The sequence below is a fragment of the Tardiphaga sp. genome (assembly GCF_025356345.1).
In the GTDB taxonomy this organism is placed as follows: Bacteria; Pseudomonadota; Alphaproteobacteria; order Rhizobiales; family Xanthobacteraceae; genus Tardiphaga.
The window spans coordinates 1-25,382 of the sequence record NZ_JANXTC010000430.1 but is presented as its reverse complement, the minus strand read 5'-3'; the positions used below and the strand labels follow the sequence as shown (position 1 = coordinate 25,382).

Annotated in this window: 24 protein-coding genes; 5 read left to right on the top strand and 19 right to left on the bottom strand. The window is 64.0% G+C overall.

Annotated features, from left to right (window positions below; all coding sequences use genetic code 11):
- Window positions 1-226, bottom strand: a 226-nt coding sequence (locus Q0S16_RS26320; RefSeq protein WP_295855532.1) for a 5'/3'-nucleotidase SurE, incomplete at its 3' end; no start/stop codon positions are given.
- A gap of 247 nt (window positions 227-473) precedes the next feature.
- Between Q0S16_RS26320 and Q0S16_RS26315 the strand changes: the two genes are divergently transcribed.
- The gene (locus Q0S16_RS26315; RefSeq protein WP_295855529.1) at window positions 474-968 is read left to right on the top strand and encodes a hypothetical protein; all 495 of its coding nucleotides are present in this window, start codon (window positions 474-476) and stop codon (window positions 966-968) included.
- A gap of 16 nt (window positions 969-984) precedes the next feature.
- Here the strand turns inward: Q0S16_RS26315 and serS are convergent, their stop codons facing one another.
- The 10 genes from serS to Q0S16_RS26265 form a co-directional block, all read right to left on the bottom strand.
- Window positions 985-2,280 (bottom strand): serine--tRNA ligase, encoded by a 1,296-nt coding sequence (gene serS / locus Q0S16_RS26310; RefSeq protein WP_295855527.1) that lies wholly within the window; start codon window positions 2,278-2,280, stop codon window positions 985-987.
- A 123-nt stretch (window positions 2,281-2,403) separates the two neighbouring features.
- Window positions 2,404-3,216, bottom strand: a complete 813-nt coding sequence (gene tatC, locus Q0S16_RS26305; protein ID WP_295855523.1) for a twin-arginine translocase subunit TatC — start codon at window positions 3,214-3,216, stop codon at window positions 2,404-2,406.
- Window positions 3,213-3,719, bottom strand: coding sequence for a Sec-independent protein translocase protein TatB (gene tatB / locus Q0S16_RS26300; protein ID WP_295855519.1), 507 nt, complete (start codon window positions 3,717-3,719; stop codon window positions 3,213-3,215). Before tatB ends, tatC begins: the two co-directional genes overlap by 4 nt.
- Before the next feature lie 149 nt (window positions 3,720-3,868).
- A complete protein-coding gene (locus Q0S16_RS26295; protein WP_295855517.1) occupies window positions 3,869-4,120 on the bottom strand; it encodes a twin-arginine translocase TatA/TatE family subunit in 252 nt (83 codons plus the stop codon).
- Window positions 4,121-4,265: 145 nt separating this feature from the next.
- A complete protein-coding gene (scpB, locus tag Q0S16_RS26290) occupies window positions 4,266-5,303 on the bottom strand; it encodes an SMC-Scp complex subunit ScpB (protein WP_295855516.1) in 1,038 nt (345 codons plus the stop codon).
- A 21-nt stretch (window positions 5,304-5,324) separates the two neighbouring features.
- Window positions 5,325-6,158 carry a ScpA family protein gene (locus Q0S16_RS26285; protein WP_295855513.1) on the bottom strand — a complete coding sequence of 278 codons (834 nt, stop codon included), beginning with the start codon at window positions 6,156-6,158 and terminating at the stop codon, window positions 5,325-5,327.
- Window positions 6,155-7,180: a beta-N-acetylhexosaminidase gene (gene nagZ / locus Q0S16_RS26280; protein ID WP_295855510.1), complete on the bottom strand. Its 1,026-nt coding sequence runs from the start codon at window positions 7,178-7,180 to the stop codon at window positions 6,155-6,157. Before nagZ ends, Q0S16_RS26285 begins: the two co-directional genes overlap by 4 nt.
- Before the next feature lie 46 nt (window positions 7,181-7,226).
- Window positions 7,227-8,642, bottom strand: coding sequence for an SPOR domain-containing protein (locus Q0S16_RS26275; RefSeq protein ID WP_295855507.1), 1,416 nt, complete (start codon window positions 8,640-8,642; stop codon window positions 7,227-7,229).
- A 104-nt stretch (window positions 8,643-8,746) separates the two neighbouring features.
- On the bottom strand, window positions 8,747-10,534 hold the full coding sequence (gene argS, locus Q0S16_RS26270; protein WP_295855506.1) for an arginine--tRNA ligase: 1,788 nt from the start codon (window positions 10,532-10,534) through the stop codon (window positions 8,747-8,749).
- Window positions 10,535-10,681: 147 nt separating this feature from the next.
- Window positions 10,682-11,875 carry a deoxyguanosinetriphosphate triphosphohydrolase gene (locus Q0S16_RS26265; protein WP_295855503.1) on the bottom strand — a complete coding sequence of 398 codons (1,194 nt, stop codon included), beginning with the start codon at window positions 11,873-11,875 and terminating at the stop codon, window positions 10,682-10,684.
- Between the two features lie 119 nt (window positions 11,876-11,994).
- Between Q0S16_RS26265 and erpA the strand changes: the two genes are divergently transcribed.
- Window positions 11,995-12,327 (top strand): iron-sulfur cluster insertion protein ErpA, encoded by a 333-nt coding sequence (erpA, locus tag Q0S16_RS26260; RefSeq protein WP_295855501.1) that lies wholly within the window; start codon window positions 11,995-11,997, stop codon window positions 12,325-12,327.
- On the opposite strand, the gene Q0S16_RS26255 is transcribed toward erpA, so the two are convergent.
- The 3 genes from Q0S16_RS26255 to Q0S16_RS26245 form a co-directional block, all read right to left on the bottom strand.
- A complete protein-coding gene (locus tag Q0S16_RS26255; RefSeq protein WP_295855535.1) occupies window positions 12,275-12,502 on the bottom strand; it encodes a DUF433 domain-containing protein in 228 nt (75 codons plus the stop codon). The two genes, erpA and Q0S16_RS26255, sit on opposite strands and share 53 nt — an antisense overlap.
- Before the next feature lie 298 nt (window positions 12,503-12,800).
- The gene (locus Q0S16_RS26250) at window positions 12,801-13,766 is read right to left on the bottom strand and encodes a hypothetical protein (protein ID WP_295855497.1); all 966 of its coding nucleotides are present in this window, start codon (window positions 13,764-13,766) and stop codon (window positions 12,801-12,803) included.
- Between the two features lie 158 nt (window positions 13,767-13,924).
- Window positions 13,925-14,557 carry a helix-turn-helix transcriptional regulator gene (locus tag Q0S16_RS26245; protein ID WP_295855495.1) on the bottom strand — a complete coding sequence of 211 codons (633 nt, stop codon included), beginning with the start codon at window positions 14,555-14,557 and terminating at the stop codon, window positions 13,925-13,927.
- A gap of 118 nt (window positions 14,558-14,675) precedes the next feature.
- On the opposite strand from Q0S16_RS26245, the gene Q0S16_RS26240 reads away from it, so the two are divergent.
- Both Q0S16_RS26240 and Q0S16_RS26235 read left to right on the top strand, forming a co-directional pair.
- Window positions 14,676-15,701 (top strand): cache domain-containing protein, encoded by a 1,026-nt coding sequence (locus Q0S16_RS26240; protein ID WP_295855493.1) that lies wholly within the window; start codon window positions 14,676-14,678, stop codon window positions 15,699-15,701.
- Complete coding sequence (locus tag Q0S16_RS26235; RefSeq protein WP_295855490.1) at window positions 15,698-16,753, top strand: neurotransmitter-gated ion-channel ligand-binding protein; 1,056 nt, start codon at window positions 15,698-15,700, stop codon at window positions 16,751-16,753. The genes Q0S16_RS26240 and Q0S16_RS26235 overlap by 4 nt, the downstream gene beginning before the upstream one ends.
- Window positions 16,754-16,810: 57 nt before the next feature.
- Here Q0S16_RS26235 and Q0S16_RS26230 read toward each other — a convergent pair whose 3' ends face one another.
- A complete protein-coding gene (locus Q0S16_RS26230; protein ID WP_295855487.1) occupies window positions 16,811-19,936 on the bottom strand; it encodes an efflux RND transporter permease subunit in 3,126 nt (1,041 codons plus the stop codon).
- A gap of 3 nt (window positions 19,937-19,939) precedes the next feature.
- On the bottom strand, window positions 19,940-21,070 hold the full coding sequence (locus Q0S16_RS26225) for an efflux RND transporter periplasmic adaptor subunit (RefSeq protein ID WP_295855485.1): 1,131 nt from the start codon (window positions 21,068-21,070) through the stop codon (window positions 19,940-19,942).
- Between the two features lie 546 nt (window positions 21,071-21,616).
- Between Q0S16_RS26225 and xth the strand changes: the two genes are divergently transcribed.
- Window positions 21,617-22,408: an exodeoxyribonuclease III gene (xth, locus tag Q0S16_RS26220; RefSeq protein ID WP_295855482.1), complete on the top strand. Its 792-nt coding sequence runs from the start codon at window positions 21,617-21,619 to the stop codon at window positions 22,406-22,408.
- Between the two features lie 191 nt (window positions 22,409-22,599).
- On the opposite strand, the gene Q0S16_RS26215 is transcribed toward xth, so the two are convergent.
- From Q0S16_RS26215 to lpdA, 3 genes are all read right to left on the bottom strand, one after another.
- Window positions 22,600-23,412, bottom strand: a complete 813-nt coding sequence (locus Q0S16_RS26215) for a tetratricopeptide repeat protein (RefSeq protein ID WP_295855480.1) — start codon at window positions 23,410-23,412, stop codon at window positions 22,600-22,602.
- Window positions 23,399-23,950 carry a hypothetical protein gene (locus Q0S16_RS26210; protein WP_295855476.1) on the bottom strand — a complete coding sequence of 184 codons (552 nt, stop codon included), beginning with the start codon at window positions 23,948-23,950 and terminating at the stop codon, window positions 23,399-23,401. The genes Q0S16_RS26215 and Q0S16_RS26210 overlap by 14 nt, the downstream gene beginning before the upstream one ends.
- Window positions 23,951-24,262: 312 nt before the next feature.
- The coding region (gene lpdA, locus Q0S16_RS26205) for a dihydrolipoyl dehydrogenase (RefSeq protein WP_295855473.1) at window positions 24,263-25,382 on the bottom strand (1,120 nt) is incomplete at its 5' end.

The following is a 25,382-nucleotide window of genomic DNA, read 5'->3' as shown; positions in this document are numbered from 1 at the left end:
CGCCCATGATCACGCAATCGGTCGGCGTGCCCCGTACGGCAAAATGTCGCGGACCGATTTCGCGCAGCCGCAGTGGATCGTTGAGCGACAGCGAATGCGAGACGCCGGACTGATCGAGTTCGGGCGCGACCACCCAGACGTCGTCGGACAATTCCTTGGCGATCTGCTCGAGAATTTTCAGGCCGGGGGCGTGGATGCCATCATCATTGGTACAGAGAATTCGCATGCGCACAGCTGCCTTTTCGACCGGTCCGCCCTTGGCGGGCAGCGACTTTTGCCAGCATCGGCGGGATTTGACCAACGCTTTCTGGGCTACGTAGCGGAGCGCTTGCGCGCAGCAACACCAGATCCTTAAAGCGTTGGAACATTTTTCCAGCTCCGTGGTTCTTAGCAGAGAGTGAGTCCGTTCGAGTTTGTGTCACCCGCCCACGACTGCCGCATGCGACCGTGGAGCCCCGGCAGGAACGACGAAGATGACCATCCCGATCAATCGCGTGATGCTATTCGGGCTACCCGTCGCCACGGCGGTTACCGCAGCTTTGATCTGGATCTTGTTTCCGCAGGAAATCCAGTCCGGCAGCGAGACCGAACCCGTGACGCTGAGCGTCGCCAGCATCGATGAGGCGAACGATACATCGGCGGGACCTCCTATTGTCCATGCCGCCGCGGTGGTGGCGGCGATGGGACGGCTGACGGTCTCCAAACAGAGATTTTCGCGCGGCGGCCTCGGCTCCAGGGCGCTGATGACCTTTACCCTGCGCAACCGCAATGGCTACGCGGTAAAGGATATCGAGTTGCTGTGCAGGTTCAGCAGCAAGGACGGCAGCTACGCGACCGAGCGCCGCCGCACCATCAGCGATACGATCGACATGAAAAGCCGCAAGGTGTTTCCGCTGACCCATATCGGCTTCGTCAACGTCAAGGCCGAAAAAGCCAAATGCGCGGTGCTGACCGCGGAGCGCGTATAGCAGACACGCAGCGCGATCAGCCGCGCTGCACGACTTTCAACCCGCCCATATAGGGTTGCAGCACATCCGGCACAGCGATCGAGCCGTCTTCCTGCTGGTAGTTTTCCATCACCGCGATCAGCGCGCGGCCGACCGCCGTGCCCGAGCCATTCAGCGTATGCACGAAGCGCGGCTTGCCATCGGCGGCGCGGTAGCGCGCCTCCATACGGCGGGCCTGGAAATCGCCACACACCGAACAGGATGAGATCTCACGATAGGCGCCGCCCTCGCCCTGGCCCGGCATCCAGACTTCGATGTCGTAAGTCTTCTGCGAGGCAAAGCCCATGTCGCCGGTGCACAGCGTCATGACGCGGTAATGCAGATCCAGCTTGCGAAGCACTTCCTCGGCGCAGGCCAGCATGCGCTCATGCTCCTCGTGCGACTTGTCCGGCGTGGTGATGGATACCAGTTCGACCTTGGTGAACTGGTGCTGGCGGATCATGCCGCGGGTGTCGCGACCGGCCGCTCCCGCCTCGGCGCGAAAACACGGCGTCAGCGCCGCCATGCGCAGCGGCAACTGCTTTTCATCGAGGATGGATTCCCGGACCAGATTGGTCAACGGCACTTCGGCGGTGGGGATCAGGCCGAGACGGCCGCCCTCGCCCATCACCCAGAACTGATCGTCCTCGAATTTCGGCAGTTGCGTGGTGCCGAACATCGCCTCGTCCTTGACCAGCAAGGGCGGATTGATCTCGTCATAGCCATGCTCGTTGGTGTGCAGATCGAGCATGAACTGGCCGATCGCCCGCTCCAGCCGCGCCAACCCTTTCTTGAGTACCACGAAGCGTGCGCCCGACAATTTGGCTGCCGCTTCGAAGTCCATGAAACCCATGGCCTCGCCGAGATCGTAATGCGGTTTGGGCGAAAAAGTGTAGCTGCGTTTGGCGCCAAACTGGTGATGCGGAACATTGCCGTGCTCGTCGGCGCCATCCGGCACCTCGGCCAGCGGCAGGTTCGGAATTCCGGCCAGCGCGGTCTTGAGCTGCTCCTCGGCGGCCTTCACCGCGGCTTCCATCTCCGGCATCGTCGTCTTGAGTTCGGTGACCTCGGCCATCAACGCATTGGCGCGGGCGTCATCCTTGTTCTTCTTGGCCTCGCCGATTTCCTTCGACGCCGCGTTGCGGCGCGCCTGCGCCAGTTCGGAGGCGAGGATCGACGTCCGCCGGGTCTCGTCGATCGCGATCAGCGACGCCGCCACCGACGCCAGCCCGCGCCGCTTCAGCGCGGCGTCAAAAGCCTCGGGATTGTCGCGGATCGCTTTGATATCGTGCATGGCGGGGGTCCTTGGCAAACGCGGCCTTGAGTACCCCGAATGACGCCGATTTGGAATGGGGAATGCCGTCATCCTTCGTGGCGTCGCAACAGCTACGGTGCCTCAACGCCAGAAGCTCCGTCCCTACTCCGCCGGCGTCACATCGGTACCGGTTGCCGCGGCCTTCGCCGCGGCGGCCCGGGCGGCTTTGCCTTCGACGATCCGCACCGCGATGATCGAGCCTTCGTAGAGAATCAGCAGCGGGATCGCGAGCGAGGCCTGGCTGATGACGTCGGGCGGCGTCAGCACCGCAGCGATGACGAAAGCGACGACGATGAAGTAGCGGCGCTTCTCCTTGAGCTGCTGCGAGGTCAAGACTCCGATCCGGCCAAGCAATGTCAGGATCACCGGCAACTGGAACGCGATGCCGAAGGCAAAGATCAGCGACATCATCAGCGACAGATATTCGCCGACCTTGGGCAGCAACTGGATCTGCGCGGTTTCGGCGGAGCCGGCCTGCTGCATGCCCAGCGAAAAGCGGATCAGCATCGGCAGTACCAGGAAATACACCAGCAGCGAGCCAAGCGCGAAGAAGAACGGCGTGGCGATCAGATAGGGCAGAAACGCGCCGCGCTCGTGCTTGTAGAGCCCGGGCGCCACGAACATGTAGATCTGCGCCGCGATGATCGGGAACGAGATGAAGCCAGCGCCGAACATCGCCAGCTTGAGCTGAGTCAGGAAATACTCCAGCAGCGCGGTATAGATGAATTTGGAATTCTCGGGGCCGGCGACCCAGACGAACGGCCACACCAGCACGTTGTAGATCTGCTTGGCGAAGAAGAAGCAGAAGATGAAGGCAATGGCGAACGCCAGGATCGCCTTGATCAGCCGCGAACGCAGCTCGATCAGGTGGTCCATCAGGGGCGCCTTGGAGGCATCGATGTCTTCGGCGCTCATGACGCTTTGGCGTCCTTGAGAATCTCGGGATTGGCAACGTCGTCGTTGACGACATCATGGGCCGGCGGCACTTCCGTCGTGGCCGGCTGGAATTCCTGGGTTATCGCCAACGGCTCCATTGCCGCGGCGTGCGCCTCCGCCTCGACAAAGGTCTCCGGAGTCGGCGGCTCCGGCGTGGTCGGCGTCGTCACGGGGGTGTCCACATTGTCGATCTTGTCGATGGTCATGGCGTCGCCAACGTCCTTGGTCAGCGAGGTCATGATGTTATTGGTGCTGAATCCGGAAGCCGCATCCTTGACGTCGTCGAAGGCTTTCTTGACGTCGGCCATTTCGGCTTCGCGCATCGCTTCGTTGAACTGGCCCTGGAACTCCGAGGCCATTTTTCGCGCCTTGCCCATCCACTGCCCGACCATGCGCAGTACGGCGGGCAGTTCCTTCGGGCCGATGGCAACCAGCGCGACCACCGCGATGACGACCAGTTCACTCCACCCGATATCGAACATGAAAAAATCCGCTCACGCGAGACTGGACTGCCCCACGTCTCCTTCAATGGCGTCGCCACACATTCGCCGCAAGAAAAATCTCACGAATTCAGACGGAAACGACCGTTGCCTCGAAAATGCCGCAAGAGTTGCGAAACCCTGCGGGCGGCTCAAACGACCTTGCTGCCGGCATCGCTGCGCGCGGCGGCAGCCGGGGCGGTTGCAACCGGCGGCTGGTCGATGGTGCGCACCGGCTCGACCGGCTTGTCGGCGACCGGCTTGTCGTCATCCGCCATGCCCTTCTTGAAGGCCTTGATGCCCTGCGCGACGTCGCCCATCAGGTCGGAGATCTTGCCGCGCCCGAACAACAGCAGGACCACTCCGATCACGACGATCCAATGCCAAATGCTGAGTGAACCCATCCTGATAACCTCCAAACACGCGGCCCGTCGCCGGCCCGTCAATCTGACCGGAACGTAGGCCGCGGGGGTGTCAAAAACAAGGACCTAAGCCCTCGCGGAATCGCGGATAACGCGGCGCATTGCCGCGAGCGTTAATTCCGCGTCGTCAGCTTTTGCTGTCGTCATCCAGCTCGTCGGAGCCGGCCTCGCCCACCCTGGGCGCCAGATCAACGGTCTCGGTTTCCTCGAATTCGGCAACGTCAAACACGTTGGCCTCAAGGTCGGTGGTTTCCGGCGCGTCGGCTTCGAGGCCAGGCTCCAGGGCTTCGGTGTCATCCTCGACCAGTTCGAGCTCAGCCGCGTCGGATTCAGCGACCAGGGCTTCGACCTCGTCCGCCGCCACTACTTCCTCGGCCGCCTCGGGATCGACGAGCTGCCGTTCGGCGACATCCAATTCGACGGCATCGATCGCCGCGGCCTGAAGGTCCGGAAATTCCGGATCGGGAGCCGACAGCGAGAGTTGCAGATCTTCGCTTTCGAGCGGCTCTTCATCCTCGCGCAACGTCGGATCGTCCGACGGGTTGGGCACGCTGAAGCCGGCGGGCAGCCGGGAATCCAGCAGGCCGGTGCCTTTCAGCTCCTCCAGACCCGGCAGGTCGCCGAGCGCCTCGAGGCTGAATTGCGAGAGAAACGCGTCAGTAGTGCCGAAGGTCAGCGGCCGGCCCGGCGTCTTGCGACGGCCGCGCGGCCGGATCCAGCCGGTCTCCAGCAACACGTCGAGCGTGCCCTTGGAGGTCACGACGCCGCGGATGTCTTCGATCTCGGCGCGGGTAACGGGCTGATGATAGGCGACGATCGCCAGCATCTCGATCGCCGCGCGCGACAATTTTCGCGTCTCGGTGATCTCGCGGGTCATCAGCCACGACAGGTCGCCCGCGGTGCGAAACGTCCACTTGCTGGCAACGCGCACCAGATTGACGCCACGCATCGCGTAATCGGCCTGCAGCTGCGCCAGCGCCGCCTTGATGTCGGTCCCGTCGGGCATGCGCTTGGCCAGCGCCGACTGCTCGAGCGGCTCGGTGGAGGCGAACAGCAACGCTTCGAGCAGACGCAATTCCTCGGGACGCGCGACGATTTGGGTCTCCGGCTGCGCGATCTGATCCTCGGCATCGTCGATCATGATTTTCTCGGCGAGGTTTGCCATGTCGGGATCTCCTTCTTCCACTTACTCGACCGGAACTTCCGGCTCCGCGAGCACGGCCGACGCGGAACGCGGCGGGGGCTTGCGAAAGTACAAAGGTGCAAACGCTTCTTTTTGGCTGATATCGATGGTGCCTTCGCGCACCATTTCCAGCGCCGCCGCGAAGCTCGACGCCATCACGGTGGCGCGCTGCGCGGGATCGACGATGTAGGCCAGCAGATATTCGTCGAGCCGGCTCCAGTCCTCGGCCATGCCGACCAGACGCTCCAGCGAGGCCCGGGCTTCGCTGAGCGACCACACCGTCCGACGGGCGAGATGGACCCGTGTCAACACCCGGGACTGACGCTGCGTGGCATAGGCCGACAGCAGATCGTACAGCGTGGCGGTGAAGCGCGGGTGCTTGACCTCGGCGATCGCCTCCGGCATGCCGCGCGCAAACACGTCGCGCTGCAATTGCGGCCGCGTCATCAGCCGGTTCGAGGCCTCGCGAATGGCTTCAAGGCGGCGCAGCCGGTTGGCCAGCGCGGTTGCCATGTCCTCGGCGCTGGGACCGTCAGGCGTCGCTGGCTCCGGCAGCAGCAGACGTGATTTCAGGAAAGCCAGCCAGGCCGCCATCACCAGATAGTCGGCGGCGAGTTCAAGCCGGATTTTTCGCGCGGCTTCGATGAACAGCAGATACTGGTCCGCCAGTGCCAGGATCGAGATCTTGTGCAGATCGACCTTCTGCTGCCGCGCCAGCGCCAGCAACAGGTCGAGCGGCCCTTCATAGCCCTCGACATCGACGACCAGCGAAGGCTCGTCGTCGGCGATGATTTCGGTCGGCAGCCCGGTCTCGAATGACAGAATTTCCGCGCTCATGCGCCCGCTCCTGCCCGGCCAATCAAGGCCTCGAGTTCCGCCCGGCCCGCCGCGCGGTCGAACGGCAACGGCTGAAGACGGGTGGCCAGCGCCGCTCGGATCCGCCGCAGCGCGAGGCCTGCGAGGAGTGGCGTCTCGGCAGCCACGGCGCGCATTTCATCGAGCTTGCCATTGCAATGCAGAACGATGTCGCAACCGGCCGCGACGATCGCCCGGGTCCGCTCGGCGATCGTTCCTGCCAGCGCATTCATCGAGACGTCATCACTCATCAACACACCCTGGAAACCGATACTGCCGCGAATCACCTGTTCGATGATTGTCGCAGAAGTGGTCGCCGGTTGGACGGCATCAAGGGCGCTAAACACAACATGTGCGGTCATCGCCATCGGTAAATCGGCCAGCGGCCGGAAGGCGGCGAAGTCGATGGCTTCCAGCTCGGCAGCGGAGGTATCCACGACCGGCAATTTGAAATGGGTATCGGCGGTGGCGCGGCCGTGGCCGGGGATATGCTTGAGTACCGGCAGGATGCCGCCCTGCTCCAGGCCCTGGGTGACGGCGCGGGCGATCGCCGCGACCTTGCCGGGTTCGGTGCCATAGGCGCGATTGCCGATCACGGCATCGGCGCCCTGCACCGGCACATCGGCCAGCGGCAGGCAATCGACGGTGATGCCGAGATCGACCAGATCGGCGGCGATCAGCCGGCTGCTCAGCCACGCGGCCTTCAGGCCCAGTTCGGGATCGATGTCATAGAGCACGCCAAAAATCGCGCCGGGGGGATAGACGGGCCAATGCGGCGGCGCGAGCCTTTGTACCCGCCCGCCCTCCTGGTCGATCAGCACCGGAGCGTCGAGGTCACCGGTGGCTCCGCGTAATTCCTCAACCAACCCGGCAACTTGTGCCGGATTATCGATGTTGCGCTTGAACAGGATAAAACCCCATGGCCGCTCGGCGCGCAGAAACGCGCGCTCCTCAGCGGTCAATTCCAGTCCGGCGACGCCGGTGATGAAGGCTCGTGTGCTCATGGGGCCGATTAGCCCCCATCAACGGCCAGGGTCAAGGAAACGGCCGTTAATTCCTTGGGACGACGCACTGCCCACCAGCAGTTTTTAACGTGCCGCAGAATTGCGTGGCTTCTTCCGCGGACGCGAATGGCCCGACCATGGCGCGATAATAGGTGCCCTTCTCGCCGAGATCGGCGCGCCGGATCACCGGGCTGCGCGATCCCAGCACCGCCGGGAACTTGCCCTGCAGCGACCGGAACGAGGCCTGGGCCTCGCCTTCGCTGCGCTGCGACGACAATTGCACCAGATAACCGCCGCCGCCAGCAGCGGCCGGAGCAACCTGCTGCGGCGCATTGTTGGCGACCCGGGCCGGCGCCGGGGCCGCCGGAGCCGCCTGTGGCGATAGCGACATCGGGGCATTGGCGGAGGCATTGGCATTCGCGGGGGCAGCCGACCGGGCGGGCGCCGGCGCCACGGGCGCGGTGATGCGGGCGGGCGCCTGACGCGAGGCCGGCGTGGCACTGGCGCCATCGGCCTGGTCGCCCTTCACCGAGAATGTGCGGATCCGGCGCGGCTCGTCACCCTGCACGGCGCCATTGCCGACCATCGGTCGGGCGCTCGGCGCGACGCTGGCAGCAGAAGGCGGCATGGCGTTCTGGTTCAGCGGCGGAAACACGACGCGGGGTCCCGCTTTGGTGTTGTCCTGCACGTCGACCGGCTGTTCTTCGCGCGACACCAGCTTCTCGGGGGCCGGACCGCCAAGGCGATCCTGGATCAGTTTGCCGCTGGCATCGGCCGATGATGGCGGCACCACCTTGTTCGGGCCGGCATCGGCCCGGATCACCGGTGGCTCGCCGCTGCGCGGCGCACCGATAAAGGTACGATAGGCGAAAGCCGCGCCGGTGCCGACCACGGCCAGCGCCAGAACCACGGCGACGGTGACCATGCCGCCGCGGCGCTTCGGGGCCTCCTCGGGCTCGTCATAGCTGTCCGGAAAGGCGTAGGGGTCGTCCTGATAGGGAGCGTCGAGCTGCGGCTCGCGGCTGTCGGCATGGCCATACAGCGCATCGTCATAACGCCCGGGATCAGCCGCCTGCTCGCGCGGGTATCCAGACGCGGCAAAGCTCGGTTCCTGATGATATTCCGGCTCCGGCTCGGGATAGGGGGCGGCATAACGCGGTTGCGATTTCAAATTCTCTAATTCCTGCTGCTGGGCATCATGGGCGGCGACGCGCTGCATCCATGTCGGCGGACCGGGCGGCGGCACCTCGGCTTCGTAGTCGGCGGGATCTTCCTGCAGGACAGGTTCCTGGCGACGCGGCGGCTGGCCATCGCGGCCATAGCCCGCGAACGGATCGGTCTGCCCGATCAGCCGCGCCAATTCAGCCAGCGGGTCACCCTCGGTCCGGGGTTTCGCACGGTCGGTACCGCGATTGTAATCGCCATCCGCGGGAAAGGGTCGCTCCTGATATCGATCAGCCATGGTGATGTCGCGTCCCCTTCGGGAAAGCCGCCTGCCCGCTTTTCAGCGAAACAGCCGCTATCATTGAGTGCGCCTTGGATCCCCCACCCGACGGCCGCCCCTGCCTACCGCATCTCGTCTGGTGCGGAGACGCCGAGGACGGCAAGACCCGATGCCAGAACCGAGACAACGCCCTGGACCAGTGCCAGTCGCGCCTTGGTAATTACTGCATCATTAGTGATAATGAAGCGTAAATGAGGCATATCCCGCCCGCGGGTCCATAACGCATGGAACGCGCTGGCCAGATCGTACAGATAAAACGCGATCCGGTGCGGCTCGTGGGCCGCCGCCGCCGCCTCGATCATCCGCGGGTACAACGCCAATTGCCGCATCAGGCCCAACTCCGCCGCGTCGTCGAGCCGCTCCACCGCCGCGTCCCGCAGATACGCCACCCGCGCCGGTTCGGCTTCCGGCAGGTCGGTCAACATCTCCCTGGCGTTGCGGAAGATCGAATGGCCTCGGGCGTGGCCGTACTGAACGTAGAATACCGGATTGTCCTTGGACTGTTCCTTGACCTTGGCGAGGTCGAAATCCAGCACCGCGTCATTCTTGCGGAACAGCATCATGAAGCGCACCGCGTCGGGGCCGACCTCGTCGACGACTTCGCGCAAGGTGACGAAGTCACCGGAGCGCTTCGACATCTTGACCTGCTCACCGTCGCGCAACAGCTTGACCAGCTGCACGATCTTGACATCGAGCAGGCCCTGCCCGGCGGTGACCGCCTTGATCGCCGCCTGCACGCGCTTGATATAGCCGCCGTGATCGGAGCCCCAGACGTCGACCATGTTATGGAAGCCGCGGTCGAACTTGGTCTTGTGATAAGCGATGTCGGAGGCGAAGTAAGTGTAGCCGCCATCCGATTTCAGAAGCGGGCGGTCGACGTCGTCGCCATAGGCAGTGGCGCGGAACAGGGTCTGCTCGCGGTCTTCATAATCGTCGACCGGCTTGCCCTTCGGCGGCGGCAATCGGCCCAGATAGACGTCGCCCTTGGCGCGCAAAAATTCGATGGTCGCGGCGACCCTGTCGGTGTCGCCGGCGATCAAGGAACGCTCCGAGAAGAACACGTCATGCTGGATGTTGAGCGCGGCGAGATCGGTGCGGATCATCTCCATCATGCCGGCGATCGCCTTCGGACGCACGACCAGCAGCCATTCGGCTTCGGGCAGCTTCAGCAAAGCGTCGCCAAACTCGGCCGCCAGCGCCTGCCCGACCGGCACCAGATAATCGCCGGGATACAGCCCTTCCGGGATCGCACCAATGTCTTCGCCCAGCGCCTCACGGTAGCGAAGATGCGCCGAACGCGCCAGCACGTCGACCTGCGCGCCGGCATCGTTGATGTAATATTCGCGCGCCACGTTGAAGCCGGCGGTCGAAAGCAGGCTGCACAGCGCATCGCCGAACACCGCGCCACGACAATGGCCGACATGCATCGGCCCGGTCGGGTTGGCCGAAACATATTCGACATTGACCTTTTCGCGCGCGCCGAGCGTGCTCTGGCCGTAGGCTGAACCGTCGCGCAGCACCGCGCGCAGCGCATCCGCCCAGGCCGCGGTCTTCAGCGTCAGATTGATGAAGCCGGGACCTGCGACCTCGACCGAGGCGATCAGATCGTCGTCGCGCAGTTTCGCGGCGATCGCTTCGGCGATATCCTTCGGCTTGGCTTTCGCTTCCTTCGCCAGCACCATCGCGGCATTGCTCGCCATGTCGCCATGCGAAGCATCCTTGGTCGGCTCCACCACCACGCGCGCAAGATCGAGACCCGCCGGCAACACGCCCTCGGCGACGAGCGCGTGGCAGACCGCGTGAACGCGCGCGAGCACATTGGCAAACAGATGCGGAGACGGAGCGGACATAAGAAGACCAGAACTTGCGCCGGATCATTCCGGCTGGGATGGCAAGGTGATGTAGCGGCTTAACCGGAAATCACCAACTTCCGGACCTCGACCCCGCGCGGGTCGAGAGCCGATTTCGTAGCTATGGAAGGCACTTACAGGCGTCGCCTAACGCAATTCCGGGGTCGAGTCAAAGAGCCGGATGTGCTCGGTGATGGCAAATCGATCGGTCATGCCGGCGATGAAATTGCCGATCCGGCGAGCCCGGTCGGTATCCGATTCCGGCTCCGCCTGCAGCCATTCCGGCGGCATGTCGGCCGGCACCCGCTGGTAGCGCGCGAACAGGTCGAACAACACGCTCTCCGCCTCGCCCATCACCCGCATCACCCGCTCATGGCGATACATCCGCAGCTTCAGGAACGCCTTGATGCCTTGCTCGGCCTTCTCCGCCTCGCGCGGAAATGCGATCAGCACGGCGCCATGGCGGCGCACGGCTTCCACCGAGTCCAGGCCGGCCGCGCCCAGCCGCTTTTCCGCCTCGGTGACCACCGCGCCGATCAGATAGGAAATCAGTTCGCGCACCAGCTCGGCGCCGCGCCGGACCTCGTCGAGATCGGGATAGCGCGCGGCGATATCGTCGATCATGTCCGCGGTGAGCGGCATTTCGCGCAGGTCGTTGACGGTGAACAGCCCGGCGCGCAGGCCGTCGTCGATGTCATGGGCATCATAGGCGATGTCGTCGGCGAGGGCTGCGACCTGCGCCTCCAGCGAGGCGAAGCTCGACAGTTCGAGACTATAGACGCGGTCATGATCGGTGATGCCGAATGGCAGTCCATGGCCGGCGTAGCGGCCGATCGCCTCGCCCTGGGCGTCGGTCAGCGGGCCATTGTGCTTGACGATGCCTTCCAGCGCTTCCCAGGTCAGATTGAGGCCGTCGAAATCGGGATAACGGTGTTCGAGCGAGGTCACCACGCGCAGCGTCTGGGCGTTATGGTCGAAGCCGCCATGGGCCTCCAGGCAAGCGTCCAGCGCCCGCTCCCCGGCATGGCCGAACGGCGGATGGCCAAGGTCATGGGCCAGCGCCAGCGTTTCGGTGAGATCCTCGTCGAGACCGAGCTGCCGCGCAATGGCGCGGGCGATCTGCGCCACTTCCAGCGTATGGGTGAGCCGGGTCCGGTAATGATCGCCCTCGTGGAACACGAACACCTGGGTCTTGTGCTTGAGACGGCGAAACGCCGTCGAATGGATCACCCGGTCGCAATCCCGGCGAAACGCGCTGCGGGTCGCACTTTCTGGCTCGGCGAACAGCCGGCCGCGACTGCGCCCGGGGTCGCAGGCATAAAGCGCCCGGGGAGCCGCCATTCCAACCGCCACGTTGATTTGTCCTTATCTGATTGATTCCGCTGTCCAGCGCACTTAACTATGGGTTGCGGGTTATTCAAATATTCTGCCAATTCCCGCGATCTTACCGGAGTCACGTCATGACAGCAGCCAGCGTCACCATCAGCGAGCGGGCCGCCCGCCGCATCGGCGAGATCCTCAAGACCGAGGGCGACGGCGCCATGTTGCGGATTTCGGTCGAAGGCGGCGGCTGCTCGGGCTTTTCCTACAAATTCGACGTTGATCGTGCCCGCGCCGACGACGACCTGGTGATTGCGCGCGAAAGCGCGGTGGTGCTGGTCGACTCGGCCTCGGTGCCGTTCCTCGCCGGCTCCGAAGTCGATTTCGTCGACGACCTGATCGGCGCGTCGTTCCGCGTCGTCAATCCGAACGCCACGGCGTCGTGCGGCTGCGGGACGAGCTTTTCGATCTGACCATGACGCTACGAGTGCAGCTCCCTTCGCAAGGGACCGCGATAGGTGCACACAACCTGGCGAACATAGCACAGACAGGCCGCGACGTCGTCGCGGTGATATGCGGATAGTTGGCGAGGATATCAGCCACGCTCCATCCGTCGGCCATCACTCCGATGATGAATTCAACCGACATTCGCGTTCCACGGATCGTCGGCTTTCCGCCAAGTATGGCTGGATTCCGCACGATACGACCTTGCACATCGGACATGATCCGTCTCCTTCGCAGGGAAACCGCCAACCCTACGTAGAATATTCCCGCCCATGGAATCCGGCAAGTTCGGCGGCCGTTTCGATATGCCTCGCGATCTCAGTCGACTTCTAAATCCATCGTGACCTCAACGCATGACGCCGGAAGCCTCGACCGAGGCCTCCGGCGATCCAGCCATCACGGCTCAGTCCGCACCGTCACAGCCAAGATGCTCCTGCGACGGCTACGCCGAGAACACGCCCGTGGTATCGACGATGGAGGTACACATGCTGCCGCCATAGGGCCCGCCGGTCGGCCCGATCTGGTACTCGCTCAGCCGGCTGATGCCGCCGGGGTTGCTGAGATTGGTGATCGTGGTCGGCCGGGCAAAGCTGGCCGCGTAGCCGGTGGAGATCTCGCCGGTGCCGGCCTCGTTCATCACCTGAGCATTGGCCGCCACCGAAGGGCTCCACGCGGTCGAACTGGTGGATCGCTCGATCAACCCCTGCCGTCCGTCGGCCATCCGCGACACCGCCATGTTCTTGACGGTCCAGGTGCCGTCGAGATTATAGGACACGTTGAAGGTCGTGTAGCCCGGCGTTGCGTCACAGGTCGCGGCGTTGATCGACGAGCTGGTGAAGTTCATCACCGTCCCCGGCGTGTAGGTTCCGGTCTGGACATAGAAGACAATCACCGGCTGGCAATCAAGATTGCTGGTCGGCTGCACGGTGACGAAGTTTGACAGCGTGATCTGCCCTGACAGCGACTGCACCGCCGAACCAGCATTATAGTTCGACAGGATCGGATTGAAGGTCGGCGTTATGATGCGGAACGAACCCGCCTGCGGCCCCAGCGTCGAGACCGGCGGCGACAGTCCGAGCGAAGGGGCCACCGTCATGGTGGTGGTGTTGTTGGTCTGGGTGCCGCCCGCCGCGGGCGTGAGGTTGATGGCCTGGATCGCCGCCAATTGCCCGGAGGGTTGGCCCACCACCGGTGGCGAGATCTGCTGCTGAACGCCGGCATAATACTGCAAAATCATCGAGAAAGTGAGCACCGCGCCGGACGTGGCGAAGGGTAGCAGCGTCTGCGTGTAGAGGCTGTTAGTGTAGACTTGGAGCCCGCCGGAATACTGCGCCGGCTGCTGGAAAAAGTAGAAGTTCTGAGTATACGGACTGTTGTTGGTCACGTTGATGGTGATCGTGGTTGCCATGTTGGATCTCCCGCCGGCGGCGCCGGCTCAAGTTGCCCCCGTTATTTACGCAATCGAGGGTAATGCAACTTTAACGAGTATATCCCGCACTAAATACACTTAATGGTTGCATTCACGACAAGGCACAGCCACTGTTCTTGCGCGGCCGGCAAGCCGGCTCAGACCGCCCTGTCATCGGGCAGGATCGAGTCGATCAGGGAGACCAGCAGCGCCTTGGATGGGTCGCTCAACGCCGCCTCGACGCGCCGCAAGCGGCGCAGCAGCCCGGTCTCCACAGCCGGTCGCGGTTCGGGTTTGGGCCTGGGAGCATCGATCGTGCCGGCGCCATTCAGGAACCAGTCCAGCGAGATATCGAGCGCCCGGCACAGCTGCACGGCGCTGTTGACCGACATCGGCCCATTGTTCTTCCAGCGCGTGATCGTGCTCTCATTGACCCCCAGCGCGAAGGCCAAGGCGTGCTGTTTCGTCATGCCACGCAACCGCATCGCCTCGACCATTCTCTCCCCCCGATCCGGCATGACAAGCAACTCCAGCAACGCACGACCAAGACGCGAATTTTCCTTGCCGCATACGACAGCAATCCAGCCTGGAGTTCGAGCCCGGCGCATTTCCGCCTCGCGGCGCCCGGCAACGCCTGACCAGCAGAGCCGCGGGCACGCCGGCGCTCCTGAATCCGGCGTCTCGGTCAGCTCCGCCCGCGGCCGGAGGTGCCGAGGAAATCCTGTTTGCGAGATAATCCTTTTTGTCTTGATCGTCCGTCTCAAGGACATGCCGCTTGGCTTGATCACCACCGGGCTTTTCGTTACGCGAGCCACTCGCCCGCACCTGTTCTCGTCCCGAAGCGGCGCAAGGACACCCAAGCGCGACAAGCGATCCGGGACATCGGTTTCCGCACGCTCAGGACATTGAATGACTTTGGCAATCGACGGCTTGCGGCAGCGCCGAACGCGACCGCTCGGGGCGGTCCGGGTCGGGCTGGCCACATCGCTGGTTCTCGCCGCCGGTTTCGGCGCGATGGTCGCCATGATGTTCTCGGTCCAGGACGAGATGGCCGCGCATGACCGCGATACGCAGATGGTCGCGGTCAGCCAGGCCATCACCGCGGCGCTCGACCAGGCCGGCCGCTTCGCGCTGGCGCAGGCCGAGATCGCCGCCCGCCAGCCGGCGGTCGGCCATGCGCTGGCCACCGGCAACCGCGCCGAGCTGATGCGGCTTACGGCCGGGACCTATGGCTATCTTCGGAGCCAGGCCGTCCCGATCTTCGGATTCCACAGCGCCGACATGAAATATCTGCTTCGTCTGCATCTGCCGGAGAATTTCGGCGACGACCTGACCAAGATCCGCCCGATGGTGCTTGCCGCGAACCGCGGCCGCCGTTCGCAGGTCGGGCTGGAGATCGGCGTCGCCGGCACCTTCGTGCGCGGCATTGCCGTCGTCCAGGACGGCGACCAGTTCGCCGGTAGCGTCGAGGCCGGGCTCAACCTCGAGCCCATTCTGGAGCAGGTCAAGGCGGTGACCAATGCCGACATCGCCATCGTGCTCAGCCAGTCGCTGGCTGAGCCGCCGCCGCGCGGCCCGAACGACAAGGTACCCGGCAAGGTGTTCGGCGATCTGATCCTGTTTGCGTCCACCGACGAGCCCGTCTTTGATGCCCTGCTACGCGACGGCGCCGCGCCGCAGACCCGCAGCCGCGAGGTTACCGAACACAGCTTCCACGGCGTCAGCCACGGCGTTCTGGCGCAGCCGCTGATCGATTTCAGCGGCCGAATGATCGGCACGATCGTCGCGGTGAAAAGCTTTGCCTATCAAAATCAGCAGAAGCACCGGACCCGTACCGAACTGATCGCGGCCGCGCTGGTGGCGTCCATCCTGGCCTTCGTCACGTTCTCGATCCTGGCGCGGCTGATCCTGGCACCTCATGGGACGCGGGCATGAGATGGCTTCCGATGCTGCTGCTCGCCGCATGCGCGTGCCTTGCGGCACCCCTGCATGCCGCCGAAAAGGACGAATTGCCGACCGGCGTCGAACTGCCGGTGAAGGTGCGGGTCGGCCTCACCGTGCTCAATATCACCGAGATCAAGGAAGTCGCCGGACGCGCCCGGCTCTATATCGAGGTCACGCAGCGCTGGACCGATCCGCGGCGGCGTTTCGATGCCGCCCAGGCCGGCTCGGCGCGGATTGACCGCGTCGGCGGCGACGCCGAACGGTTCGTCGGTTCGATCTGGACGCCAGGACTGGTGGTCGACAACCAGATCAGCCCGCCGCAGGCCCGGACCATCGCGGTGTCGGCGTTCGCCGATGGCGGCATCGTGACCGTCGAACGCTATGAGGCGGATTTCCGGATCGCGATGGACATGTCCGCGTTTCCGTTCGACCGCCAGGACATCACGCTGTCATTCTCACTGCCGCGCTACGCCCGGCAGGAGGCTATCCTGGTCAGCACCGAGACGGACCGGCTGTTCTCGCGGGTGGAGAGCAGACTGTCGGTGATCGACTGGCGACCATTGGCGCTGAGCTTCGTCTATGACGAATCCACCGGCTGGAACGCGCGCAGCTATTCACGGCTCCATGCCACCGTGGCGATCGAGCGGCTGTCGGGTCGCTTCATCCTGCGGCTCTTCATTCCGATCTGCGCGGTGCTGGCGGTGTCGATCTTCCTGCTCTGGATGCCCGGCGTGCACCCGAAGGAAAAGGGCAGCCTGGTGTTTTCCGCGCTGCTGGCGCTGGCCGCGATCAGCTTCACCTTCGAGGCCAGCTTCCCGGGATCGATCTCGCTGAATACGCCGATCGCGATGATCATTTCGCTCGGCTATTTCTACCTCATCATCGTGCTGCTGATCGACGGCGTGGTGGCCGGCCCGCATGACAATCGCGACTCGCGGTTTCACCCGCTGGCGGTTGAAATTCGCCGGCACGCCCGCTGGGTGCTGCCGTCGATCATGGCGATCGTCTGCGCCGCGTCGGTGATCCGGGCGATGCCGGCCTGACCAGCACCGCGCCCTCCGGGCTGTGCATCCCCGGCAGGCGCGGCCAGCTCCGCGGCGCTATTCCGCGGCCACGACGCGCGGACGCTCGTCGTCATAGTCCTCGTTCTGCGGCTCGAGGCGGCGCTTCAGCTTGCGGTCGATGCGGTCGAGATAGATGTAGATCACCGGGGTGATGAACAGCGTCAGGATCTGCGACACGCAGAGGCCGCCGACCACCGCGACGCCGAGCGGCTGGCGCAGCTCGGCCCCGGCCCCCGCCCCCAGCGCGATCGGCAGCGTACCGAAGATCGCGGCGAAGGTGGTCATCATGATCGGCCGGAAGCGCAGCAGCGCGGCCTCGCGGATCGCATGTTCGGCGGACAGCCCGACCCGGCGTCGCTCGAGCGCGAAGTCGACCATCATGATGGCGTTCTTCTTGACGATGCCGACCAGCATGACGATGCCGATCATCGCGATCACCGACAGCTCCATGTTGAACAGCATCAGGGTCAGGATGGCGCCGATACCCGCCGACGGCAGACCGGAAATGATCGTGATCGGATGGATGAAGCTCTCGTAGAGAATGCCGAGAATGACGAAGGCGGCGAACACAGCGGCGAGGATCAGCACGCCCTGCCCGCGCAACGAATCCTGGAACACCTGCGCGGTGCCGGAGAAGCCGGTACCGATGGTGATCGGCAGGTTGGAGGCGCCCTCGATCGCGGTGATCTGGTCGACGGCATAGCCCAGCGAATAGCCCGGCTGCAGGTTGAAGGAGATCGTCACCGCCGGCTGCTGGCCCTGATGGTTGATCTGCAGCGGCCCGACCGACGGCACCAGCCGCGCCACCGCGCTGAGCGGGATGGTCTGGTTGTTGGCGGTCTTCATGTAGAGTTTCGAGATGTCCGACGGATCGATCCGGAACTGCGGCTGCGCCTCGAGGATGATCTGGTAGTCGTTGGTCGGCATGTAGATGGTGCCGACCTGGCGCGAGCCGAACGCGTTGTAGAGCTGGTTGCGGACCTGATCGACGGTGATGCCATAGACCGCGGCCTTCTCGCGGTCGATGTCCACGGTCATCTGCGGATTCTTGATGTAGAGGTCGGTCGTGACATCGAGCAGGCCCGGCACCTGCGAGATCTTCTCGCGCATCTCCGGTGCCACGCGGTACAGCGTCTCGGTGTCGCTGCTCTGCAGCGAATACTGATACTGGCTCTTCGACGGCCGGCCGCCGACATTGAGGTTCTGGATGCTCTGGAAGAACGCCTGCAGGCCGGGCACCGCGGTGGCCTTCTGCCGCAATCGCGCGATCACCACCGGCGCCTTGTCGCGCTCCTGCTGCGGCTTCAGCGCGATGAACATGCGGCCGTAATTGGCGGTCGGGTTGGGGCCGCCGGAGCCGATCGTCGAATTGATGTAATCGACCGCCGGATCGGCGCGCAGCACCTCGCTAAGCGCCTGCTGCCGCACCTTCATCGCCTCGAACGAGGTGTCGGTGGCGGCCTCGGTGACGCCGGTCAGGAAGCCGGTATCCTCCTGCGGAAAGAAGCCCTTCGGCACCAGCATATAGAGATAGACGGTGCCGCCCAGCGTCGCGATCGTCACGACCAGCATCAGCGCCTTGTGCGCCAGCACATGGTCGAGCGCCCATTCATAGCCGCGCAGCCAGCCGGCGAACATGCGCTCGAACAGCCGCAGGACGATGTTTTCCTTTTTGTGCGGATCATGCGCCTTCAGCACGCGGGCGCACAGCATCGGCGTCAGCGTCAGCGACACGAAGCCGGACACCACGATGGCCACCGCGATGGTGATGGCGAATTCACGGAACACGCGGCCGACGATGCCGCCCATCAGCAGCACCGGGATGAACACCGCGATCAGCGAGAAGGTGATCGAGATGATTGTGAAGCCGATCTCGCGGGCGCCCTTCAGCGCCGCGTCGAACGGCTTCATGCCGTGCTCGATGTGGCGAACGATGTTCTCCAGCATCACGATGGCGTCGTCGACCACGAAGCCGACCGACAGCGTCAGCGCCAGCAGCGTCATGTTGTTGATGGAGAAGTCCATCATGTACATCACGGCGCAGGTGCCGAACAGCGAGATCGGCACCGCCAGCGCGGGAATGAAGGTGGCGGAGGCGGAGCGCAGGAACAGGAAGATCACGATGATCACCAGCCCGACCGCGATCAGCAGCGTCTCCTCGACGTCGGCCACCGCCTGGCGGATCGAGATCGAGCGATCCATCATCACATTGACCTTGATCGATGGCGGGATCTGCGCGCGCAGCGCCGGCAGCTTGGCCAGCACGCCGTCGACCACCGCCACCGTATTGGCATCAGGCTGCTTCTGGATCGCCAGCACGATGGCGCGCTCGCCATTCAGCCAGGTCGCGACCTTGTCGTTCTCGACGCTGTCATAGATCCTGGCGACTTCGTCGAGCTTGACCGGTGAACCATTGCGCCAGGCCACCACCACCTGGCGATAGTCCGCGGCCTTGTCCATCTGCCCGGAGGCCTGCAGCGAAATGTCCTGCTTCGGCCCGTTCAGTGTGCCGACCGGCGTCGACGAATTGGCGCGCGACACCGCCGCGCGAATATCCTCCAGCGACAGGCCGCGCGCCGCGGCGGCTTCCGGATCGGCCTGCACGCGGATCGCGAATTTCTGGGTGCCGAAGATCGAGACCTGGGCGACGCCCGGGATCTGCGACAGCGACTGGCCGATCGTGATGTCGCCGAATTCATTGACCGTCGACAGCGGCAGCGTCGGCGAGGTCAGCGAGATGAACAGCACCGGAAAGTCGCCGGGATTGACCTTGCGAAAACTCGGCGGGATCGTCATCTCGATCGGCAGCCGGCGTTGCGCGATGGTCAGCGCGGTCTGCACATCCAGCGCCGCCGCGTCGATGTTGCGGTTCAGTTCGAACTGGATGGTGATGGCGGTGGAGCCCTGCGACGAGCTCGAGGTCATCGAGGAGACGCCGGCGATGGTCGACATCTGGCGCTCGATGATGCCGGCCACCGAGGCCGCCATGGTATCGGCGCTGGCGCCCGGCAGCGAGGCCGTCACCGCGATGGTTGGAAAGTCCACTTTCGGCAGCGCCGACACCGGCAGCAGCCGAAACCCGAAAATTCCGAAGGCGATGATCGAGGCGGTGATGAGGGTGGTCATCACCGGGCGGCGGATGCAGAGCTCGGAGAGCGTCATGGCTCAGGCTCCCGCCTTGCGGGGCCGGGCTTCGACCCGCGTTCCCTCGGTCAGCAGCAACTGGCCATCGACGACGACGTCCTCGCTGCCGGCGAGGCCGGAGGTGATGACCGACAGGCCCTGGAAAGTACGCTCGATGGTGACCGGCTGCACGTGGGCAAGGCCGTTCTTGACGGTGAACACGTAGTTTCCGGTCTGGCTGCGCTGCACCGCGACGGTGGGCACCACCACGCCCTCTTCGGTCCGAACGATCAGCTTGGTCTGCACCAGAATGCCCGGCCACAGGGTTTCGCCGGGGTTGCTCATGATACCGCGCACCGTCACCATGCCGGTGGTGGAATCGACGGTGTTCTCCACCATCGCCACCTTGCCGCTCTCGGAACGGCCGCTGTTGGGAATGGTCGCAATCACCGAGGTCGATCCCGCCGCCATGGCCTCGCGCAGGTCGCCGAGCACGCGCTGCGGAATCGCGAACGAGACGTAGACCGGCGCCATCTGGTTGATGGTCGCCAGCGCCGTGGTATCCGCCGGGCGCACGAAATTGCCGACCTTCACATTGGCCTGGCTGATCCGGCCCGAAAACGGCGCGCGGATCAGGGTGTAGCTCTTCTGCACCTTGAGATTATCGAGCGCCGACTGGTCGGCCTGGATGGTGCCGACCAGAATGTCGGACGCGGTCTTGGCGTTGTCGACATTGACCTGGGTGGTGGCGCCCTTGCCGATCAGGTCGCTGAAACGCCGGACGTCGCGCTCGGCCCCGGCGAGCTGGGCGCGGTCCTTCATCAGCATGCCCTCGGCCTGCTCGATCTGGGCGTCGATCTGGCGCGAATCGAGGGTGAACAGCAGGTCGCCCTCCTGCACCTTGGCGCCGTCTTCAAAATGCACCGAAACGATGGTGGTCTCGACCCGGGATTTCAGCGCGACGCTGGAGATCGGCGTCACCGTGCCGATTGAATCGACGTCGAACGGGACCGGTTTGCGTTCCGCCTTGGCCAGCTCGACGGACACGACCCGCGCCCGCGGCGCGGCCTGAGCGACAGGAGCAGCACCGTTCCAGGACGACCGCGTCAAATAGGCGGCGATGGCTGCGGCACCCAGCACGGCGATCAAGGCGATCGATGTTCGTTTCTTCATGATATCCCACGTCAGCTGGTCAAGATGATCGGGTCCACCCCCGTCTCCAGCCCCATGACAGCGACTTATGCGCTTTATGCTTAAAGCGTATCATGGCATTTCGGACGATGGTACGCCGCGTCGGCTTATTTTTGCCATCATTGTTAGCGGAATCTCAGGCAATGAGAATTTTGCTGGTTGCGCGGCACAAACGTTCAACCAGTGGCACTCGGTTAGCCTTGCTCGACGACGCTCACACCGAATTGTGCCCCACCCACCTAGAACCTTAAGTGCGGTTGCGAACTCCGGATTACTGCTGTCGCAGAAGTCCTCATTCCCAAGTTTCGTGGCCCTCACCGCTGACGCGATATTGCGGCGCAGGGCTCGCTGCGTACTTCGGTCCGCCGCCAGGCGCCCCTATGGTGCCCGGATAGTCCGGCGCGGTTGGGATGATGCGAGGTTGTCGGCAGCATCGCATTTCTCAGTTCACCTGTTTTCATTCGATGGCAGCCAGTCGGTCTGCGGCTATAAGGACATCGATGAACTGCGTTCGGAAGGAAATTTCATATGCGGATCGCCACATGGAACGTGAATTCCGTCCGGCAGCGGCTGGACCATCTGCTGACCTGGCTGCGTGACTGCGCGCCGGACATCGTCTGCCTGCAGGAAATCAAATGCGTCGACGAGGCGTTTCCGCGCGAGGCGATCGAGGCGCTCGGCTACAATGTCGTCACCCACGGCCAGAAGACGTTCAATGGCGTCGCGCTACTCTCGAAATATCCGATCGAGGAATCCAAGCTCGGGCTGGCCGGCGACGACGACGATCTGCATGCCCGCTTCATCGAGGGCGTGGTGTCGCTGAAATCCGGCGTGGTGCGGGTCGCCTGCCTGTATCTGCCGAATGGCAATCCGGTCGATACCGAGAAATACCCCTACAAGCTGAAATGGATGTCACGGCTGCGGGAATTCACCCGGTTGCGGCTGAAGACCGAGGAGCCGCTGATCCTGGCTGGCGACTTCAACGTCATCCCGGCCGCGGCCGACGTGCACAATCCCGCAGCCTGGGCCAATGACGCGCTGTTCAAGCCGGAGACCCGCGAAAGTTTCCAGGCGCTGCTCGGCCTTGGCATGACCGACGCGCTGCGCGCCGTCACCGACGAACCCGGGCAATATACGTTCTGGGATTACCAGGCCGGCGCCTGGCAGAAGAACTGGGGTATCCGCATCGACCACCTGCTGCTGTCGCCGCAGGCCAGCGACAAGCTCCTGGATGTCGGCATCGACAAATATGTCCGTGCCTGGGAGAAGCCGTCGGATCACGTGCCGGTGTGGATCGATCTGGATCTCGAAGCGGCGTGAATGGGTCGAGCCTGACACGACACGCCCGGCATTCCCCGGATGCGGCGCAACGCGTCGCGCTTTAGACGTGGTGCGCTGCTGATCCAGGGCCCCGGTAATACTTATGATTAAACCGGGATCCCGGCTCCGCGGAGCGGCATAAACATGCCGCACCGCGTTCGGGAAACAAACGCGAGAGTCGCGCGAACTGCTCAGTCGCGCTTGCCCTGCACCCAGATTTCCAACATCTGCAGCGCCATCGCGCGGTCGTCTTCGGACGCCTTGGAGATCGCCTTGTTATAGCTGTCCCGGATCCAGCTCTCTTCGGGCGAGGCATTGTCGCGCGCCAGTGTCAGCCACATCAGGCCGCGGGCCATCTGCTTCGGCAATTGCTCGCCGTTGAACAACATCTGGCCGAGCACGGCCTGGGCCTGGTGCTGGCCCTTCTGGGCGGCGAGGCCAAGCCAGCGCGCGCCATATTTGGCATCGCGCGGCGCGCCGATGCCCTTCAGGTACAGACGCGCCAGATCATATTGCGCGTCGGCATTGCCGAAATACGACGCGGCATAGGAAAACATCTCGCGGGCGCGCTCGGTATCGACCTTGACCTTCGAATTCGGGATGCCGTCGAGGTAATAGCGTCCCAGCGCCACGAAGGCGTTGGCGACGATCACCGCCTGCGGCGCGGACGGGCTGTCCTCGGCATGGGCATTGGCGATGCGGCTGAAATATTCGAACGCCCGCAGATCGTCCTGCGCGACGCCGTTGCCGTCGGCATACATCCGGCCGAGCTTCCACTGCGCGATCGGATGCCCGCCCTCGGCGGCATATTGCAACGCGGTCAGCGAAGAATCGGGCTTGGCGGCCGCCTTCTTCATCGAGGCCGTCGTACCGGGCATCGCCGATACCACCGGCAGCGCGGCATCCGGGTTGACAGGCGCGCCATCGAAGGCGCGCGCCGGCACCACCACGGACGCGGCACTCACGGCAAACGCGACAAATATGATCCGCTCAAATATCCGCATAACACAGCTTCTCGTGCGCCCCGCCGGCACGGATACCGGCGCCATGGCTCGCCGTTCCAACCTGCCGGGCATACTTCCAAAACACTCTCGACATGGGGTATGTCGCGCGCGGCTGGCCTTTGGTCCGGCGCGCGGTCCGCTTTTCGTCAATCAAATATACGTCACCCGTGCCGCCGGTGATTGGCGCATCGGCCCATCGATGGGCAACGTGATCGATGATCTGTTTCACGTTCAAATTCCGGGGGACCACGGGACCCGTCCGGGTGAAACACTCACCCCGCTGGTTGCCATGGTCGGATGATGTATTCATCCGCAACACTAAGCCACCCGTTTTGGACATGTCTTTGGCGACATCGCGGCCAGTCGGTTTCGAATCCGGGACATGGGGTGTCTTTTTGAAGATTTCGAAGACCATCGACCGGATAGATCGCGTCTCGGCTCCGCGCGCGGCCGCCCGCCACCGCCGCGGCGCCAGTCCCGTCACATGACGGCTGAGCAGGCGCGGTATCAGACTGGCGTTCGGCGTCGTGGCGTCCATTTCGAACCTTGTGTCACCAGCTGCTGCCAACCGCCGATGATCCGATGATGTCCATCGTCGTCGCGCGCATCGCAGCCATTCGCTGATGAGAATGATTTCACGGAGGCGTGTGGCCAAATAGCGGCGCACGCAAGGGCTGGTCGGGGCGGCCATCAAATGTTGGGAAACTGTGGCGCGCCGGCAACATGCGTTGCGTTGAAACCACCCTCGACGGCGCTACTAAAGTAGCGAGATCCGACGGCCAGAAAAAAGCCGGCCCAACGGGCCGGCTCAAGATTACCACGATGTGGATCAGCGACGCGATCGCGAGGCCTACATATTCAGAGCCTGCCCGTAGGCATCCAGCACGGCTTCCTTCATCGTCTCCGAAATCGTCGGGTGCGGGAAGATGGTGTGGAACAGCTCCTCTTCCGTCGTCTCCAGATTCATCGCCACGACAAAGCCCTGGATCAGCTCGGTGACCTCGGCGCCAACCAGATGGGCGCCCAGCAACTGCCCGGTCTTGTTGTCGAAGATCACCTTGGCCATGCCCTGATCCTCGCCCATGGCGATCGCCTTGCCGTTCGCGCTGAACGGGAAACGGCCGACGCGGATCTCGCGACCGCTCTCTTTGGCCCTGGCTTCGGTCAGGCCAACCGAGGCGATCTGCGGGTGGCAATAGGTGCAGCCGGGAATCAGCAGCTTGTCCATCGGATGCGGGTCCATGCCCTTGATCTTCTCGATGCAGACCACGCCCTCATGCTCGGCCTTGTGCGCCAGCATCGGCGGGCCGGCGACGTCGCCGATGGCGTATAGGCCAGGGACGTTGGTGCGGCCATAGCCGTCGATGACGATGCAGCCGCGCTCGGTCTTGACCCCGAGCTTCTCCAGCCCAAAACCCTCGATGTTGCCGAGCACGCCGACCGCAGAGACGACGCGGTCGAATTCCTGGGTCACCGGCTTCTTGCCATCATCGATGGTGGCGACGACGCTGTCGGCCTTCTTGTCGAGCTTGGTCACCTTGGTGTTGACCAGAAACTTGATGCCCTGCTTCTCGAACTGTTTTCGCGCAAAGCCGGCGATCTCGGCGTCTTCGACCGGCAGGATCCGCGGCAGCACCTCGACCACCGTCACCTCGGCGCCCATGGTGCGGTAGAACGACGCGAATTCGATGCCGATGGCGCCGGAGCCGACCACCAGCAGCGACTTCGGCATCTTGTCCGGGTTCATCGCCTCGAAATAGGTCCAGACCAGCTTCTTGTCGGGCTCGAGGCCCGGCAGCGCGCGCGGTCGCGCCCCGGTCGCGACGATGATGTGCTTGGCCGAATAGGCGCCCTCGCCCAGCGCGCCCTTCGGCGCCTCGGCCTCCGCTTTCGTCACCGTGAACTTGCCGGCCGTCTCCAGCGTCGCCTTGCCCCAGATGATGGCAATCTTGTTCTTCTTCATCAGATAT